Here is a 17374-nt window from a genome sequence, read left to right on the forward strand (position 1 = left end):
TCTTATGTGGTTTAGTCAAAATAATTCAAAACAACAAAACTCGACGCAAGACCTTCTTGATGAGCTACTCAGTAATGGTATCGAAATAACGATTGAAGAGTTAATTCGTTACCAAAGTAAGAGTTCGCTTATTAATCTCGCGGCGGGGAAAAGTTTGCACGGTAAAATGTCTGGTAACTACCTTGCCCGCAGTAAAGGTCGTGGCATGGAGTTTGACGAAGTGCGCCATTATCAAAATGGTGATGATATTCGTGCTATCGACTGGCGCGTTACAGCCCGTACGGGTAAAACTCATACCAAATTATTTCGTGAAGAAATTGAGCGACCAGTACTTATTGCCACCGATTTAAGCGAAAACATGCATTTTGGCAGCCAGTTATTGTTTAAATCAGTGCAGGCAGCCCATGTCGCCGCTCTTGTTGCTTGGCATGCCAAGTCTCGAGGCGATCGTATCGGCGGTATTGTCTTTAACCAACATCAGCACAGTGAACTCAAACCTCGTAGTCGTCAACAAGGGGTATTACATTACCTACATACCTTAGTAAAAACGCACGCAAAAAGTGTGCTAAGCACAAACGAACTTACGACAAAGCAAAGTGCCACCATTGCCTTTGAGCAAAACTGCGCGCGTATTAGACAACTCGCAAAGCCTGGCAGCTTGGTTTATTTGATCACCGATGCTTTCCACTTAACTGATGAAGCGGTGCGCCACCTTGCCAATGTTTCTCGCCACTGCGAGCTTGTAGTGTGTTTGATCAGCGATCCGTTAGAGCAACAATTACCAACAAGTAAACAAAAAATTACCGTTGCCGTTACCGACGGTCAAGAACGACAACAATTAGTACTCGGTGATAAAAAGTTGGCAGAAAAATACCACCAACAAGCTATCGCACTGAGTGAGTCAACCGAGCATAAATTAACGAAAGCGGGTGCCCGCTTACTGCATTTTTGTGCCAGCGAAGCACTAGAAACACAATTACATCGCGGAGTAGCTTCATGGATCCGTTAGCACAATTAAAAGACATTCATTTACCTGCAGACATACATAACTACCCGCTAGCACCGGGATGGTGGTTACTGGCATTACTCATTTTAGCATTACTGATTTTTTCTGGGCTAAAACTCCGCCAATTTATCAACCAACGTAAAGCACAAAAAACAGCCTTAAAACAGTTAGCTATTGCTAGCGATACTACCGCCGTGCTCAACAGCGTGAAATGGGCGTTATTACAATACTTTCCACGGGCACAAGTTGCCCATTTGTCTGGTGATAATTTAAAAACATTTTTAACGGCAACACTCCCAGCTAAACACCAAGAAAAGTTTCAACAACTGAGTGCAAACGTTTTTAACAACGTCTATCAAAGTGCCGAACATTCAACGGCAGAGTTAACCGCAAAGGAAAAAGAAACAAGAGACTTTGTCGAGGCCGCAAAATTATGGCTTACTCAGGCATTACCGCCGGTGGCTGCTGAATCTTTTAGCAACTCAACAACGAATAACACCGTAGCTGCAAATAAAAAAACAATGGCACTAGCCTCCGAAAATATCGGAGGGCAAGTATGATTCATTTTGAATTTATCTGGGTTTTAGTGGCCCTGCCACTACCATTAATTGTTTATTGGCTGCCCGCGAAAAAGCAAGTTCAAGCATCACCACTTAAAATGCCAACATTAATCAAGGGCATTCAAGCGCCGGAGTTTACACCGCATAAGAAAAAAGCGTCATTAGCAACCTTAAGCATAGTTTGGGCATTACTTGTCTTAGCCTGCACGCAACCGCAATGGTTAGGTGAAGCGGTTAATGTGCCAACCGAAGGTCGCGAAATGATGATAGCGGTTGATTTATCCGGCAGTATGCAAGTAGAAGATATGAGTCTAAACGGCAGAACCGTCAACCGATTGGACATGCTAAAAGTTCTGTTAGGTGACTTTATTGAGCGCCGCACGGGCGACCGATTAGGTTTAATACTGTTTGGTGATGACGCTTATATGCAAACACCAATGACCTTTGACAGAAAAACTGTACAGCAAATGTTAGATGAAACAGTGCTGGGCTTAGTCGGTAAACAAACGGCCATTGGCGACGCTATTGCCCTTGCCGTTAAACGCTTTGACGAAAAGAAAAACTCTAACCGAGTTTTATTACTATTAACTGACGGACAAAATACTGCTGGAAAAATCACGCCAGAACAAGCGCTTGAACTGGCTGTAGCCAAAGACATCACCATTTATTCCATTGGTATCGGCGCTGATGTTATGGTGCAAAACTCGCTATTTGGTGCTCGACGCGTTAACCCGTCAAGCGAACTTGATGAAAAATCACTGCAACATTTAGCCGATGCAACCGGGGGCAGGTATTTTCGCGCCCGCGCCAGTGAAGACATGAGCCAAATTTATCAATTGCTGGATAACTTAGAGCCTGTTGAGCAAGAGCAACAACAAATGCGACCATTAACGGCTTTATTTTATTGGCCTTTAGGTTTGGCGCTACTGATCAGCTTAATGGCTTTACTAGCTAATTCGTTAATCAACAGTCAATTTTCTTTGCGTAAATCAACCAATAAAGAGGAGAATAAGTAGCATGGAAGAATTTCACTTTATTCGCCCTTTTTGGCTACTGGCACTTATTGTTTTAGTACTGATGATTTTGCTATTAAAAAGAAATCGAATTAAACAATCGGGTTGGCAAAACCTAATACCGCCACATTTAGCTAAAGTGCTAGTTGAAGGCAACAATAAGGCAAAATCGAGCTCTCTAGCCTTACCTTTCTTTATTGGTTTAATATCGATCATTGCCATGGCAGGTCCTAGTTGGCAAAAACTGCCACAGCCAGTATATCAAGTAGCCCAAGGCTCAGTGCTCATCATGGATATGTCATATTCCATGTATGCCACCGATGTAACGCCAAATCGTTTAACACGCGCTCGATACAAAGCCATAGATTTACTTGATGGTATTAACGAAGGCGAAATTGGCCTTATTGCTTATGCTGGTGACGCATTTAGTATTAGCCCGCTAACTGATGATGTTAATAATATTAAATTACTACTCCCCTCACTAAGTCCTGAGCTAATGCCCGAATTGGGTAGCAACCCGCTTGCCGCACTAACGCTAGCGCATGAAATGTTAGTAAATGCCGGACATAACGATGGTGATATCTATTGGTTCACTGATGGCATTGATAATGTTGATATTCAAGACTTAACACAATGGTCACGTGAACACCCTTATCGGCTCAATATTTTAGGTATTGGCACGAAAACCGGTGCCCCTATTAAACTCACTGATGGCGAGTTAATGAAAGACGACAATGGCGCAATTATCGTCCCGAAATTAACCGAGGCGGCATTGCAAGGGGTTGCTCAGCGCGGTAGTGGTAACTATGTCACGTTATCGCATGATAATAGCGATATTGAAAAACTGACTTTTAAGCCCTTTGTTGCTGATTCCGATAGAAGCACTGAAAGTGAAAATACTGGCGATCAATGGCAAGAATTCGGGCCATATTTATTACTGCTCATTTTACCCTTGGTATTGAGTTATTTTAGACGTGGTGCCTTGTTAGTTACGCTACCATTTGCTTTAATTCTGCTTCCTAATGAAAAGGCTCATGCCGACATTTGGCAAGATCTTTGGAAAACTAAAGATCAACAAGGGCAAGAGCACTTCAAGCAGCAAGAATTTCAGCAAGCCGCAGAGCAATTTAAGAGCCCTTTGTGGCAAGGTAGCTCGCATTATAAGGCCGGAGATTACGAACAAGCATTAGCTGCTTATCAGCAAGTTGATAGTGCTGAATCTTTATATAACCAAGGTAACGCTTTAGCAAAATTGCAACGTATGGATGAAGCCATTGATGCCTACAATAAAGCGTTGGAAAAAGATCCCAAGCTTGCAGATGCTAAAGCCAATAAAGAACTTCTTGAACAGCTTAAGAAACAGCAAGAACAACAAAATCAACAATCTGGTGACGAAAGCCAAGAAAGTGAAGATCAGCAAGGTGAGCAGCAGGATCAAGACCAACAAGGCGAAAACCAAGACGGTCAGAATCAAGAAAGTGACAGCCAAGACAGCGACAATCAAGATAGCGCTCAAGATCAGCAGAGCTCCGAACAAAGTTCTGAATCACAAGAAAATAAAGATCAACAAGGACAACCAAGCGATGAGCAAAGCGCTGAGCAACAGCAAGAACAAAATAATCAGCAAAGTTCAGAAACAGAACAAGAGTCAGCTGAGCAACAAGCCAAAGCTGCTGAAGAAGGTGAAGAGTCTGAAACCGAGCAAAGTGCTCAAGCGCAATTAGCCGCAGAACAACTTGCTAAAGAAACCGAGCAAAAACATCAACAATTGCTGAACAAAGTTACTGACGATCCGTACATGTTGCTGCGTAATAAAATGCAGTTGGAATACCAGAAACGTCGTCAAGACCGCAGAAATATAGGAGTTAAGAAAAAGTGGTAAAGGTTATTTTTTCATTATGTTTTATTTTAATATCACTTAATAGCTATGCGTTAACCACAGTTACGGCTTCTGTTGACAAAAACCCGGTAGTGGTCAATGAATCGCTAATTTTAACTGTCGTAGCGGACGATAATATTGACAACAATGCCCTAGACACTTCGGCGTTATTGCAAGACTTCATTGTTGGTCGAACATCGGTAAGCTCGCAAACCAGCATGATAAATTTCAATACCACCCGCACGACCACTTGGACAACGGTATTAATTCCACGTAAAGCAGGTGAGTTAATTATCCCGTCATTCAATATTGATGGGCAAGCAAGCCAACCAATAACCGTAAAAGCCGTTGCCGCGACTGACTTACCAGCTTCTACGCAACAAGATTTATTTATTACTACAGAAGTATCGGCAAGCGATATTTACGTACAGCAACAAGTGACGCTAAAAGTCAGGTTACACTTTGCCACCGAGCTAAAGCGCGGTAGTTTAACTGAGCCAACACTAGCGGGCGCCAATATATTACAAATTGGCAAAGACAAAGAGTCAGAAAATATCATTAATGGTAAACGCTACCGAATTATTGAGCGCATATATGCCATTAGCCCGCAGCAAAGTGGCAAGGTAGTACTGCAATCTCCCGTTTTTTCGGGTGAGATCATTATGCCGTCGTCTCGGCGTTCAAATTTTTTAAGCTTTGCCGAGACAAAACCGGTCAGTGTTATTGGTGATGACATTACCTTAACGGTTAAAGCCATTCCTGAGCAAGTATCAGGTACTTGGCTACCAAGTGAATTATTAGCGTTACATCAAGAGTGGCAACCCGAATCAGCGCAATTTAAAGTTGGCGAGCCTATCACGCGCACCATCACCTTAACAGCAGCCGGTCTTTCCGAAGAGCAGTTGCCAAAACTAATAATGACAGTACCAAAAGGCTTGAAAGTATACCCAGACCAAGATGAACTGCATACCGGTTTAAATAATGAACGCTTAGTCAGCCAGAAAGTCGTTAACTTTGCCATAGTCGCGAGCCAGCCTGGCGAATACCAATTACCTGAAATTGCGATTCCTTGGTGGAACACAGTAACAAACAAAGCGGAAGTCGCCAAAATTTCTGGGCAAAAAATAACCATATTACCAAACCCGGATCTTGTTCAAACACCGGTAACACCATTACCTGACATTGAAACTGAGCGCCCTACTTCTGCGACACCTGTTAACCAAACGGTTGTTGTTCAAAAGAGTTCGCTTTGGCCGTGGCTGTTTTTACCAATTTGGTTGTTAACCTTATTAGCTTGGTTTATTTCTGCTAAGCGGGCAACTGGCCAGAAAAAGGTCCAGCAAAAACCAAAGACAAGTACCAACAACGCCTACCTTGAATTAATGGCGGCCTGTAAACAAAACGATGGCGAAACGGCATTAGCACTATTGGTCCCTTGGGCATCTTCTCGAAATAATGATAAACGTCAATCTAAGGCGTTAACGACGCTAGACGCACTGCATAGTTACTTTAATCATCAGCCACTTTCTGCTGCGATAGTTGAACTGCAGCAAAGTTATTATGGCAAGGCACCAGGACAATGGCATGGCGAAAGGCTATTGAAGGCAATTCAAGATATTCATCGGACAAGAAATGAGCAAGCCGATATTAGTACCATGGCAATAAACCCCTAGCTAAAATTTATAGCTAAAGCCCAAACATTAGTTTTAAAAGAGCTTACATTAACAAGCTCTTTTTTGTTTTTCATGTTTCTATAACCTAACAATACAGCTGTATTTTTTGTAGCAAATCACAACATTACTATAATTAAGTGTTATTTCTGTTAACTATCAATAAGTAATTCACGCTATAGTTACCTTATCTAAAATATTTGCATTAGCCCGAAATAAAATGACAAAGCCTCAGGTCTCTTACAACATGGCGACAAAACAAGTTAGATACGAAGCGCTGGTTAAAGCGTTACATGCTGATTTATATCGATATGCATACTGGTTATGCCACGATAAGCATGTAGCCGAAGATTTAGTGCAAGAAACATTTTTACGTGCATGGCGCGCGCTTGACTCGTTGAAAGACGAAAAAGCAGCGAAGTCGTGGTTAATTACCATTCTTCGTCGAGAAAATGCCCGTCGATTTGAGCGTAAGCGCTTCGAAATGAGCGAATACGAAGAAGCAACCATTACGGATGTGAAAGCCACCAGTAATGAGCAAGAAATTGAAAATCAATGGCTGCGTGAAAAAATAGCACAGATGCCAGAAGAATACCGAGAGCCGCTAGTATTACAAGTTATTGGTGGCTTTAGTGGTGAAGAAATTGCGAAAATGTTGTCGTTAAATAAAAACACCGTAATGACACGATTATTTCGCGCAAGAAATCAATTGAAAGAGGCCGTAGACGACGAGCCAAAATTAAGAGGTCTACACAATGGATGATTTGCATATTAGACGCAGTATATTAGCAGATCCAAATGCCCGTGATGAGGCAATGAATGAAGCTATAAAAAGCGACCCAGCAAAACAAAAATTCGTTAATGAAATTGAAGCATTAGATGAAAAAATAGCCCAAGCAATGAATGTTCCAGTGCCTGATGACTTATACAACAAATTAATTCTTCGTCAAACCTTAGCGAGTCACCAACAGCAGCAGAGTAAAACCCGCGTGCGTTTGGCTATGGCAGCATCTGTTGCCTTCGTTTTAGGCTTAACCGTCAATTTTATGATGTTTTCCAGCACCTATAAAAACTTAGGTGACTACGCAATTGCCCATGTAAATCATGAAGCATCCTATTTTTCAAATGCGGATCAAGCTAATGTGACTTTAGCGTCGCTGAACGATAAAATGGCGTCATTTAAGGGCAGCTTTGATAGTACTTTTGGTACCCTTATTTTTGCAGATTATTGCCGTTTTGATGGCAGTAAAAGCCTGCATTTAGTTTTCCAAGGTAAATCAAGTCCGGTAAACGTTTTTATCGTACCTAATGATGATGAAATTGAATTTAATGCTAAGTTTGCTAACGAAGCATTAGAAGGCCGTTCGTTAAACTTTAATCACTCTAATGTTATTGTCGTTGGTGACAAGAACGAGCCGTTAAATCAGTGGCAGGACCGCATCAATAACAACATTACTTGGTCTATTTAGCTGTAAAATAAACCTGATAATATAAATGAAAAGTCGTTAATGCTGCATTAACGACTTTTTTATTCGCTTAATTATCCGAATGAAGCGTTTGGCTAACTAAATAGTCATTACCATTTAGCCAACCTAATTTACTTAGTAAATATTTAACGTTTTACAACTTGCTCAAACATAGCTTCTAACGCTGGCTGCTCTTTAGCGGTTATTCGGCTTACGACCATAATTGCCATACTTGCCATAATAAAGCCTGGCACAATTTCATACATTACCGAGCTTAAAGACTGACCGTTAATTGTTATTGGCGCATAGATCCAAATTAATACCGTAATAGCGCCGGTTAACATGCCCGCAAGGGCCCCTTGTTGCGTCATTTTTTTCCAATATAAACTAAAGATGACTAATGGACCAAAGGCGGCACCAAATCCTGCCCAAGCGTTACTGACTAAAGATAAAATTGAACTGTTTCTATCGTAGGCTAAAAACACCGCCACAAGTGCGACAGCCGCAACCGATAAACGTCCAACAAAAACCAATTGTTTGTCGGTAGCTTCTTTGTTTAAAAATGCCTGATAAAAGTCGCCAGTTAATGAACTAGAGGTCACCAATAATTGCGATGAAATGGTACTCATAATAGCCGCAAGAATAGCGGCCAATAAAAAGCCCGCAATAAGCGGATGAAATAACACTTGTGATAACAGAATAAAAATAGTTTCCGCATCATCAAGTGGGACACCTGTTTTAGCAACATATGCAACACCAGCAAAGCCTGTTGCCATGGCACCAAACAGCGATACTATCATCCAGCTCATACCAATTTTTCGCGCTGTTGGTAAATCTTCAACCGAACGAATAGCCATAAAGCGCACAATAATATGCGGCTGGCCAAAATAACCGAGTCCCCACGCCATGGCCGATATTATTGCAACAAGACTAACGCCACTAAATAAGTTCAGCAATTCAGGGTTTACCTGTTCAATGCTGCTAAACATTGCGTCTGTACCGCCAACATCATTTATCACCACAATAGGTACTAATACCAAGGCGATAAACATGATGCAGCCTTGCACAAAGTCAGTCAGGCTCACCGCTAAAAAGCCGCCAAATAAGGTATATAACACCACAACACCCGCTGTGATATATAAGCCAGCTTCATAACTTAAACCAAATGAGCTTTCAAATAGCTTACCGCCGGCGACAATGCCCGATGAGGTGTAAAGAGTAAAAAATAAAATAATAACAAGTGAAGAGGCGATACGCAGCGTATGTGAATGATCAGCAAATCGATTTTCAAAGAAGTCTGGTAAAGTGATAGAGTCGTTGGCAACTTCAGTATAAGTTCGTAATCTCGGTGCCACAATAAGGTAGTTCATGTACGCGCCAATAATCAAACCGATAGATATCCAAGCACTGCTCATCCCGGTCAAATACATAGCGCCAGGCACACCCATTAACATCCAACCACTCATATCAGATGCGCCAGCAGATAAGGCAGTCACTGAAGGGCTTAAACTCCGACCACCTAACATAAAACCAGCGGCATCACTGGTTGATTTTCGATAAGCATACAAGCCTATTCCTAACATAACTATAAAATATAACGCTAATGATATTATCGTTCCGACCGCCAATTTGACCTCCGCTACAACTAAAAAATGGTTAATTAAACAGCAATATACTATTAAATTAAGCTTGGTACGGATAATATGCCGAGTTAATAGAGGATTACCATGTTTTTTCGTGAGTATTGCTATTTAATTGTGTTATAAATAAGTTATAAAAGCGTGCAATATGATTTTGTCGTACAATAATACTAACTAAAATAACAAAGTTAATAATAATAATCGGATTATCAGGAATTCTTATGTATTTTTATGCTGCTAGGCAACCGATATTAGATAGAGATAAAAAGCTGTTTGCCTACGAATTATTATTTCGCGATAGCATAGATAACGTTTTCCCAGAAATTGATGCTGATGAAGCAACCACGAAAATGATTGAAGCCAGCAACTTCAATGTTGGGCTGAGTGAATTTACCGGTAATAAACCTGCTTTTATCAATTTTACCTTAGAAACCTTAAGTAAAGGTTACCCTGAAACACTAACCTCTGACGAAGTGGTTATTGAAATTCTCGAAACTGTCAAACCAGGTAAAAAGCTGCTAGAAATTTGCCAAGACTTACATAAAAAAAACTATACCATCGCCTTAGATGATTATATTCACCAACCCGTTTGGCGACATTTTTATCCTTTTATTCAAATAATCAAAATTGACTGGCAAGACATGCCGGTCGAGACAATTAGAGAAGTTAAAAGCGCAATATCTGAGTTTCCTCATATAAAATTACTGGCTGAAAAAGTCGAAACTTATGAAGAATATAACCAAGCCTTAGAGCTCGGCTTTGAGTTATTCCAAGGCTTCTTTTTTGCTAAGCCTGAAATGGTTAAAACTAAGAACTTATCACCTTCACAAATGGCCATGGCAGAGCTACTTTACGAAACCTCTAAGCCAGATTTAGATTTAGCCAGTATCACCTCAGTTTTTGAGCGTGACGTTACACTTTCTTATAAACTATTACGCTATGCTAATTCGCCAATATTTAGACGACGGAACGAAATATCCACCATAAAGCAGGCATTAGTAATATTAGGCTCTGGTGAACTAAAGCGTTTTCTTGGTTTAATGTTTGCTTCCAACGTAAACCCAGATAAGCCATCGGAATTGATCAACTCAGCAATGACCCGTGCCAAGTTCTGCGAGTTGGCTGCTGAGCAAGTTAACTCACCTCTAGATACATCTATTGCCTTTCTTACCGGCTTACTCTCATTAATTGATGCAATTGTTGATGAAGATCTCGAAAGTATTTTAGCAAAACTGCCGTTAGCACAAGAAATCAAAGATACCTTGTTAACACGCAAAGGCGTTATGGCAGCACTGATCAAATTAGTTGAGTTAATTGAACACGCTGAATGGCATAAAACCAATATTGTCATGGAAAAACTTGGTGTCGAAAAATCAAAAATCGTTCGTAATTACAATCAAGCTATCGCATGGGCTGATGAGCAATCTAATGCTACTAACTACTAGGGGCTGTTGTTCTTTGTTTATATTTTCAGCAGTAGGTGATTTTTAATGTTAGCAAAGCAGAATGAACGATGTTTGGTTGTTCCAAATAAGTGAAATTCTAATGCTGCTAGCGTTAAAAATAGTCATTGCCCAGAGGGCTGAGTCTAAAATTGCCTTACTTTGCGTTAAAAGTGACTGATTTAGATGACTAAATTGCACCATTTTCGCCTTAATTAAGGCAACTTTAATTCTCAGCTGAATTAATAAACAAAGATCAGCAGCCCCTAGTCAATAGTGAAAATATATTGATAATAAAAAAGCCTAATGTTAATTAGGCTTTTTTCATTTTGTTAAAAATAAGATATATCAGGCGTTACAACTTCTATCTAACAGTATTGCTCAGCAATCCAGTTTTGATATGAGCCATCCATGACACTTTGCCACCACGCTTCATTATTCAAATACCAAGCAACCGTTTTTGCAATACCGGTATCAAAGCTTTCTTTCGGCGTATAACCCAGTTCATTATTTGTTTTAGTCGCATCAATAGCGTAACGGCGATCATGACCAGGTCTGTCTTTAACATAAGTGATCAATGATTCCGTATTTTGCGCTATCGCCGCCTTGGCATTGGGAAAGCGTTTGATTAGATCAGTATTATTTGCAAATTCTTGCTCAACTAATTTAGCAATGCTTTTAACAATATCAATATTAGCCCACTCATTATTACCACCGATATTATAGTTTTCGCCAACACAGCCTTTTTGCAAAACGAGGTCAATGCCATAGGCATGATCTTCTACATAGAGCCAATCTCGTATTTGTTGGCCATCACCATAAATAGGTAGCGCTTTTTCATGCAAGATATTGGTGATCACTAAAGGGATAAGTTTTTCTGGAAAATGGAACGGACCATAATTATTTGAGCAGTTACTGGTAGTCACATTTAAGCCAAAGGTGTGATGATAAGCACGCACTAAGTGATCACTGGCCGCTTTACTGGCAGAGTAAGGAGAATTAGGCGCGTAGGCGGTATCCTCAGTAAAAGCAGGATCTGTTGCCGATAAAGTACCATAAACCTCATCGGTTGATACATGATGAAAACGGTGATTTTCCAAAACAGTTTCACCATCTAGCCATACTTTTTTTGCCGCTTTAAGCAAGCTATAAGTGCCGATGATATTCGTTTCAATAAAGGCATCAGGTCCGGTGATAGAACGGTCAACATGTGACTCAGCCGCAAAATGCACCAAAGTATCAATACCGTGCTCGACAAGTAATGTTTCTACCAGCGCTTGATCACAAATATCACCATGGATAAAAGTAAAGTTATCCTGATCTTTAACTTGTTCTAAATTAGCAATATTCCCTGCATAGGTTAAGGCATCTAATACTACCACTTTATCCGTTGGATACTGTTCCATCCAATAATGTACAAAATTTGCGCCGATAAAACCTGCACCACCGGTAACTAATAACTTTTTCATAATAATCTCTAATATTCTTGTCGTTAACTCGAAAGCTTTTCAGCGCTTAATGTTGTCATCATTTCTTGTAATTGTGCTTGCCAGTGTCGTAATGAAAGCTCTGGCAAGGCGTCTGCCATACTCGATTTATCCAGTACGCTATAATGTGGCCGCTGTGCAGGTGTTGGATACTGCGCAGTGGTAATAGGTTTAATAGGAATTTTTTTATTTAATAAACCTAGATCAATGGCAATGTTTTGAATGGCAACGGCAAAGTCAAACCAACTGGCGACACCAGTATCAGTATAATGATGTGTACCGACTAAGTTATTCTCTATACTTAGTAAACATGCTTGAGCTAAGCCTTTCGCATAAGTCGGCGAACCAATTTGATCACTGATAATGCCAAGTTCAGGCTTAGCCGCCATTAACTTCAGCATGGTTTTGACGAAATTATTACCGTGTGTTGAATAAACCCAAGACGTACGAATAATAGTGCTGCTTTGAGGGTAAATCTCATTTATCAGCTTTTCACCTTCCGCTTTACTTGCCCCATAAACGCCTAACGGCTTAATGTCATCATTAGGTAAGTACGGAGTCCCTTTGTCACCGTGAAAAACAAAGTCTGTTGATATATGCACAAATGGAATTGCCAATTCTTTGCAGGCGCGGGCAAGGTTGCCGACAGCGATTGCATTAAGTGCATAAGCATTTTCAACATCTGATTCAGCATTATCTACCGCCGTATAGGCCGAGGCATTAATCACCGCATTAGCACTATATTTTGCTAAAGCAGCTGATATTGACGTGATACTATTAATATCAACATCATCTCGACCTAAACAAACAATGTCATGTTTAGCTGTTGAAAGTTGACTCAACTCCCACGCTAGCTGACCAGACTTTCCAATAACCAATATTTTCATTGAGTTTATATCTATACCTATTTAAACGCAGGAGCATCTTTAAACAACAAACCGACATCATCTTTGGCAGATAACGATGGTTTTTCACCATCAACAAGCGGCCATTGAATATTCAATGTCGGGTCATTCCATAGCAATGACACTTCATGCTCTGGCGCATAATAATCAGTGCATTTATAAACGAATTCTGCTGATTCGCTCATCACATAAAAACCATGAGCAAAGCCTTCAGGCACCCATAATTGGCGCTTATTTTCACCAGAGAGTACAACACCAACATGTTGACCATAAGTGGCAGAAGACTTACGCATATCTACCGCGACGTCATAAACTTCACCTGATGTTACCCTGACAAGTTTACCTTGAGTATTTTCAAGTTGATAATGCAGGCCCCGCAAAATGCCATGGCTTGATTTGCTATGGTTGTCTTGAACAAATGTTCGTTCAGCACATGTTTTATTAAACTCATCAACACGGAAAGTTTCCATAAAGAAACCACGTTCATCACCAAAAACTTGCGGTTCAATAATTTTGACGTCAGGAATGGCTGTTGCAATAGTTTTCATTAAAAAACACGCTCTTCAATTAACTTCAATAAATATTCACCATAACCACTTTTGCGCAGCGGCTGTGCAATTTCACGCAGCTTTTCTTCACTTAACCAGCCATTGCGAAATGCGACTTCTTCAGGACAATTAACTTTTAAGCCCTGACGTTTATCAATAGTAGAAATAAATTGCGCTGCCGCTAATAAATCGTCATGGGTACCGGTATCAAGCCAAGCAGTGCCACGCCCCATAATCTCCACTTTCAACTCACCCGCTTGCAGATATTGGTCGATAACATCGGTGATTTCTAATTCGCCACGAGCCGACGGTTTAACGCTTTTTGCATATTCCACTACTCGTGAATCAAAAAAATACAAGCCAGGCACAGCGTAATTTGATTTAGGCTGTTGTGGTTTTTCTTCAATTGAAATTGCGGTACCGCCAGCATCAAACTCAACCACACCATATGAGCGCGGATTAGAGACGTGATAACCAAATACCGTTCCGCCAGCTTGCTGCTCATTGGCATTTTTCAATGACTTCACTAAATCATGTCCGTAAAACATGTTGTCACCAAGCACTAAAGCGGCTGCAGAGCCCGCGAGGAATTCTTCTGCCAAAATAAAGGCCTGTGCTAAACCGTCGGGACTAGGTTGTTCTTTATAGGAAATTGAAACGCCAAAGTTTTCACCATTGCCTAACAAGTCTTCAAAGCGATGAATTTCTTCAGGTGTCGAAATAATGAGGATTTCTCTGATACCTGCCTGCATTAATGTAGCAAGTGGATAATAAACCATCGGCTTATCATAAACCGGCATTAACTGCTTACTTACTACTTTTGTTAATGGGTATAAGCGAGTACCACTTCCCCCTGCCAAAATTATTCCTTTGTGCATCCAAATCTCCTATTTTTTCAGCAAAATATCGCTATAAACTATTCTTCAAAACCATTTGGGTTTTGTGACTGCCAACGCCATGTATCTTCAATCATGGCTGACAAGTCTCGTTGTGCTTGCCACTCAAGCAAAGAGTTAGCAATGCTTGCATCCGCATAAACCGTGGCGATATCACCAGCCCGACGCGGCACGATTTTGTAGGGGATATCTCGGCCAGAAATTTCTTTAAAGCTACCTACTATTTCCAATACCGAAGTGCCGTTACCTGTACCTAAGTTTATCGGTGTGCAACCTTTAATATTACTGAGTTTTTCCAGCGCTTTGACATGCCCTTGAGCTAAATCAACCACATGAATATAATCGCGCACGCCGGTACCATCTGCCGTGTCGTAATCATCTCCAAACACTTGTAATTGAGCTAAACGACCAACAGCTACCTGTGCAACATAAGGGAGTAAATTATTTGGGGTACCATTAGGATTTTCACCGATCAAGCCAGACTCATGAGCACCAATAGGATTAAAGTAACGTAAACAAGCGATAGACCACTCTTCATCACTGTTAGCCAGATCGAAAAGAATATTTTCAATCATCAGCTTAGTTTGACCATAAGGGTTAGTTGCTGAAGTTGGCATGCTCTCAACGAGTGGTGACGGGTTATTTTCACCATATACAGTTGCAGAAGAGCTAAAGACTAAATTTTTAACGTCATGCTCTGCCATCACTTGAAATAGCGTAACAGAGCCAGAAACATTGTTATGATAATAGCTAAGCGGAATAGTATTTGACTCACCAACCGCTTTTAAACCGGCAAAGTGCACAACCGCTTCAATATCATGCTGTGTGAAGACATCATTTAGCGCTTGGCGATCACAAATATCAGCTTTGATAAAAGTTACCGACTTACCGGTAATTTGAGTAATACGCTCTAGCACTAAGGTAGATGAATTAGATAAGTTATCAAGGATAATAATATCTTTATCTAACGCTAAAAGCTCAACAACGGTATGACTTCCGATATAACCTGTGCCACCGGTGATCAACAAGCTCATGTATAAGTCCTTATAATATATTTATCGACCTCACTCTATTTTGACTATAGTAAAACAAAATAGAGTGATATGACTATCGATAATATTTTGACACTAACTCAATGAACTTACCAAGCTTTTCTCGCGGTAACTTATTAATACCTGCCGCGGCAGCTCGACCGCCGCCAGTTGGAAATTGCACACAAAGATCGCCAGCACCTTTTTTATCATGCAACGGTGCACGTAAACTCACCAAATAACTATCATCGGCATTTACTGTTAGTACAGCATGGGCTTTAGTCGGCGATTGATTTGCTAAGGCATTGCCAAATACACCACTGACTCGTCTTGACCACGGCGCATTATCAAGCGCCACTATTTTCAACACCTCACTGTCATGCAATATGGTGCCATGTTCAGCTTGGTTCATATCCGCTAAATAAGCTTTTTCCAATGTTGAAAAAATGGAGTTAGGCTCTGCAATTAGCGTGAACGGGTTTGGGTAAGAAAGCAGCTTTTTAAACAAGTCATCGGGAGCAATATGTAAATCAGCAATTTTACTGCCGTAGCCGTTATAATTTATATAAGTTCCTAATGCTTTTAATTGCGCTTGCTCACTTAGCGATAAGCCTTGTTGTTTTGCGAGCTTTTCCGCTGCTAGCAGCATATTATCACCATAGGCAGCAACGATTGCCCATAAAACATATTTGCCAGCTAAATATTGATTTACCAATAAGCTGGTACAGGTATTGGCATCGGTATCTATAATTGCGGTTAGGTTTTCAACATCGGGAATGTCGCCGCTGCGATGATGATCAACATAAAATACTTCCACGTTATTGTGCAATAATGCTGCAAGTGGCTCAGCATTTTTCTCCATCGAAATATCGAGTACGGTAACCGAGCTTGCGTGAGCACATGCTACCCGCTGCAATAACTGAATGTCCCGTTTAACACCCGTGATTAATATTGACTCTTTTGGCTCACTAAGCCGCAATTGCAACAAGGCAATAATACCGTCCGCATCACCATTGAAAACATCATAATGCATAAATAGCTCCCGAGAAAATGTACTACTCTACTTCATTAATAAGTGAATTATTCAAGCAATCATAAATAGCTATTGAATAATTTGATGCTCGATCAGATAGTTGACCACTTGCTGTGCGCATTGCTCAACAGTTTTGTCTGCGGTATTAATATGAATACTTGCTTGCTCCGGAGCCTCGTAAGCAGAGTCTATACCGGTAAAGTCTTTTATCTCACCTGCTCGCGCTAATTTATATAAGCCTTTTGGATCTCGTTGTTCACAGATCTCAATCGGGGTATCAATAAAAACTTCAATAAACTCAGCATCCGCTATTTTACTCTTTGCTAACGCTCTATCGGCACGAAATGGTGAAATAAATGCTGTAGAAACGATCAAGCCTGCATCGACAAAAAGTTTAGCGACTTCACTGATGCGACGAATATTTTCAATTCTGTCGTGATCGCTAAAACCTAAATCACCATTTAAACCGTGACGAACATTATCACCATCAAGTAAATAACTGTGGCAGGCACGTTGAAAAAGTAAACTGTCAACCGCATTGGCAATGGTTGACTTTCCAGAGCCGCTAAGGCCGGTATACCATAACAAACAAGGCTTTTGCTGCTTAAGCTCAGCTCTTTGCTGTTTATCTATCTGTGTTGTATGCCAGACTGTATTTTCAGTTTTCATAAGTTCTCAATATTATTAGAAAAGTTATTGCTGTTAGCTAAATTAACGGCAATATTACCTTTACCGTGTTGACGACATCATATGACAAATGAAATCGTTAGTTCAATGACTAGGCTAATTTTTGATTAT

At 40.6% G+C, this 17374-nt stretch carries 16 protein-coding genes; 8 read left to right on the plus strand and 8 right to left on the minus strand.

Features of this window, described 5'->3' with window-relative positions; all coding sequences use genetic code 11:
• The first annotated feature begins 4 nt into the window (after positions 1 to 4).
• From AC27JP_RS02580 to AC27JP_RS02610, 7 genes are all read left to right on the plus strand, one after another.
• Positions 5 to 1009, plus strand: coding sequence for a DUF58 domain-containing protein (locus AC27JP_RS02580; protein WP_487111876.1), 1005 nt, complete (start codon positions 5 to 7; stop codon positions 1007 to 1009).
• A complete protein-coding gene (locus AC27JP_RS02585; protein WP_487111877.1) occupies positions 997 to 1566 on the plus strand; it encodes a DUF4381 domain-containing protein in 570 nt (189 codons plus the stop codon). Before AC27JP_RS02580 ends, AC27JP_RS02585 begins: the two co-directional genes overlap by 13 nt.
• Positions 1563 to 2582, plus strand: a complete 1020-nt coding sequence (locus AC27JP_RS02590) for a vWA domain-containing protein (protein ID WP_487111878.1) — start codon at positions 1563 to 1565, stop codon at positions 2580 to 2582. Before AC27JP_RS02585 ends, AC27JP_RS02590 begins: the two co-directional genes overlap by 4 nt.
• A gap of 1 nt (position 2583) precedes the next feature.
• Positions 2584 to 4461, plus strand: a complete 1878-nt coding sequence (locus AC27JP_RS02595; protein WP_487111879.1) for a vWA domain-containing protein — start codon at positions 2584 to 2586, stop codon at positions 4459 to 4461.
• Positions 4455 to 6131, plus strand: a complete 1677-nt coding sequence (locus tag AC27JP_RS02600) for a BatD family protein (protein ID WP_487111880.1) — start codon at positions 4455 to 4457, stop codon at positions 6129 to 6131. Before AC27JP_RS02595 ends, AC27JP_RS02600 begins: the two co-directional genes overlap by 7 nt.
• A gap of 193 nt (positions 6132 to 6324) precedes the next feature.
• Entirely contained in the window at positions 6325 to 6891 is a 567-nt protein-coding gene (locus AC27JP_RS02605; RefSeq protein ID WP_487113424.1) for a sigma-70 family RNA polymerase sigma factor, read from the plus strand.
• The gene (locus tag AC27JP_RS02610) at positions 6884 to 7597 is read left to right on the plus strand and encodes a DUF3379 family protein (protein WP_487111881.1); all 714 of its coding nucleotides are present in this window, start codon (positions 6884 to 6886) and stop codon (positions 7595 to 7597) included. The genes AC27JP_RS02605 and AC27JP_RS02610 overlap by 8 nt, the downstream gene beginning before the upstream one ends.
• Positions 7598 to 7740: 143 nt before the next feature.
• Here the strand turns inward: AC27JP_RS02610 and putP are convergent, their stop codons facing one another.
• Positions 7741 to 9222 carry a sodium/proline symporter PutP gene (gene putP / locus AC27JP_RS02615; protein WP_487111882.1) on the minus strand — a complete coding sequence of 494 codons (1482 nt, stop codon included), beginning with the start codon at positions 9220 to 9222 and terminating at the stop codon, positions 7741 to 7743.
• Between the two features lie 233 nt (positions 9223 to 9455).
• Here putP and AC27JP_RS02620 point away from each other — a divergent pair, with 233 nt between their 5' ends.
• The gene (locus AC27JP_RS02620) at positions 9456 to 10679 is read left to right on the plus strand and encodes an EAL and HDOD domain-containing protein (protein WP_487111883.1); all 1224 of its coding nucleotides are present in this window, start codon (positions 9456 to 9458) and stop codon (positions 10677 to 10679) included.
• A 365-nt stretch (positions 10680 to 11044) separates the two neighbouring features.
• Here the strand turns inward: AC27JP_RS02620 and rfbB are convergent, their stop codons facing one another.
• The 7 genes from rfbB to cysC all read right to left on the minus strand — a co-directional run bounded on the left by rfbB (position 11045) and on the right by cysC (position 17245).
• A complete protein-coding gene (gene rfbB / locus AC27JP_RS02625; protein WP_487111884.1) occupies positions 11045 to 12145 on the minus strand; it encodes a dTDP-glucose 4,6-dehydratase in 1101 nt (366 codons plus the stop codon).
• 23 nt (positions 12146 to 12168) lie between these two features.
• Positions 12169 to 13050: a dTDP-4-dehydrorhamnose reductase gene (gene rfbD / locus AC27JP_RS02630; RefSeq protein WP_487111885.1), complete on the minus strand. Its 882-nt coding sequence runs from the start codon at positions 13048 to 13050 to the stop codon at positions 12169 to 12171.
• A 17-nt stretch (positions 13051 to 13067) separates the two neighbouring features.
• Positions 13068 to 13616, minus strand: coding sequence for a dTDP-4-dehydrorhamnose 3,5-epimerase (rfbC, locus tag AC27JP_RS02635; RefSeq protein WP_487111886.1), 549 nt, complete (start codon positions 13614 to 13616; stop codon positions 13068 to 13070).
• Positions 13616 to 14494 carry a glucose-1-phosphate thymidylyltransferase RfbA gene (gene rfbA / locus AC27JP_RS02640; protein WP_487111887.1) on the minus strand — a complete coding sequence of 293 codons (879 nt, stop codon included), beginning with the start codon at positions 14492 to 14494 and terminating at the stop codon, positions 13616 to 13618. The genes rfbC and rfbA overlap by 1 nt, the downstream gene beginning before the upstream one ends.
• Before the next feature lie 38 nt (positions 14495 to 14532).
• Positions 14533 to 15546 (minus strand): UDP-glucose 4-epimerase GalE, encoded by a 1014-nt coding sequence (gene galE, locus AC27JP_RS02645; protein ID WP_487111888.1) that lies wholly within the window; start codon positions 15544 to 15546, stop codon positions 14533 to 14535.
• Between the two features lie 73 nt (positions 15547 to 15619).
• Positions 15620 to 16576, minus strand: coding sequence for a DHH family phosphoesterase (locus AC27JP_RS02650; RefSeq protein ID WP_487111889.1), 957 nt, complete (start codon positions 16574 to 16576; stop codon positions 15620 to 15622).
• A 69-nt stretch (positions 16577 to 16645) separates the two neighbouring features.
• Complete coding sequence (cysC, locus tag AC27JP_RS02655) at positions 16646 to 17245, minus strand: adenylyl-sulfate kinase (RefSeq protein ID WP_487111890.1); 600 nt, start codon at positions 17243 to 17245, stop codon at positions 16646 to 16648.
• Between the last annotated feature and the right edge of the window lie 129 nt (positions 17246 to 17374).

Source organism: Colwellia sp. SU-HH01172, assembly GCF_057553355.1.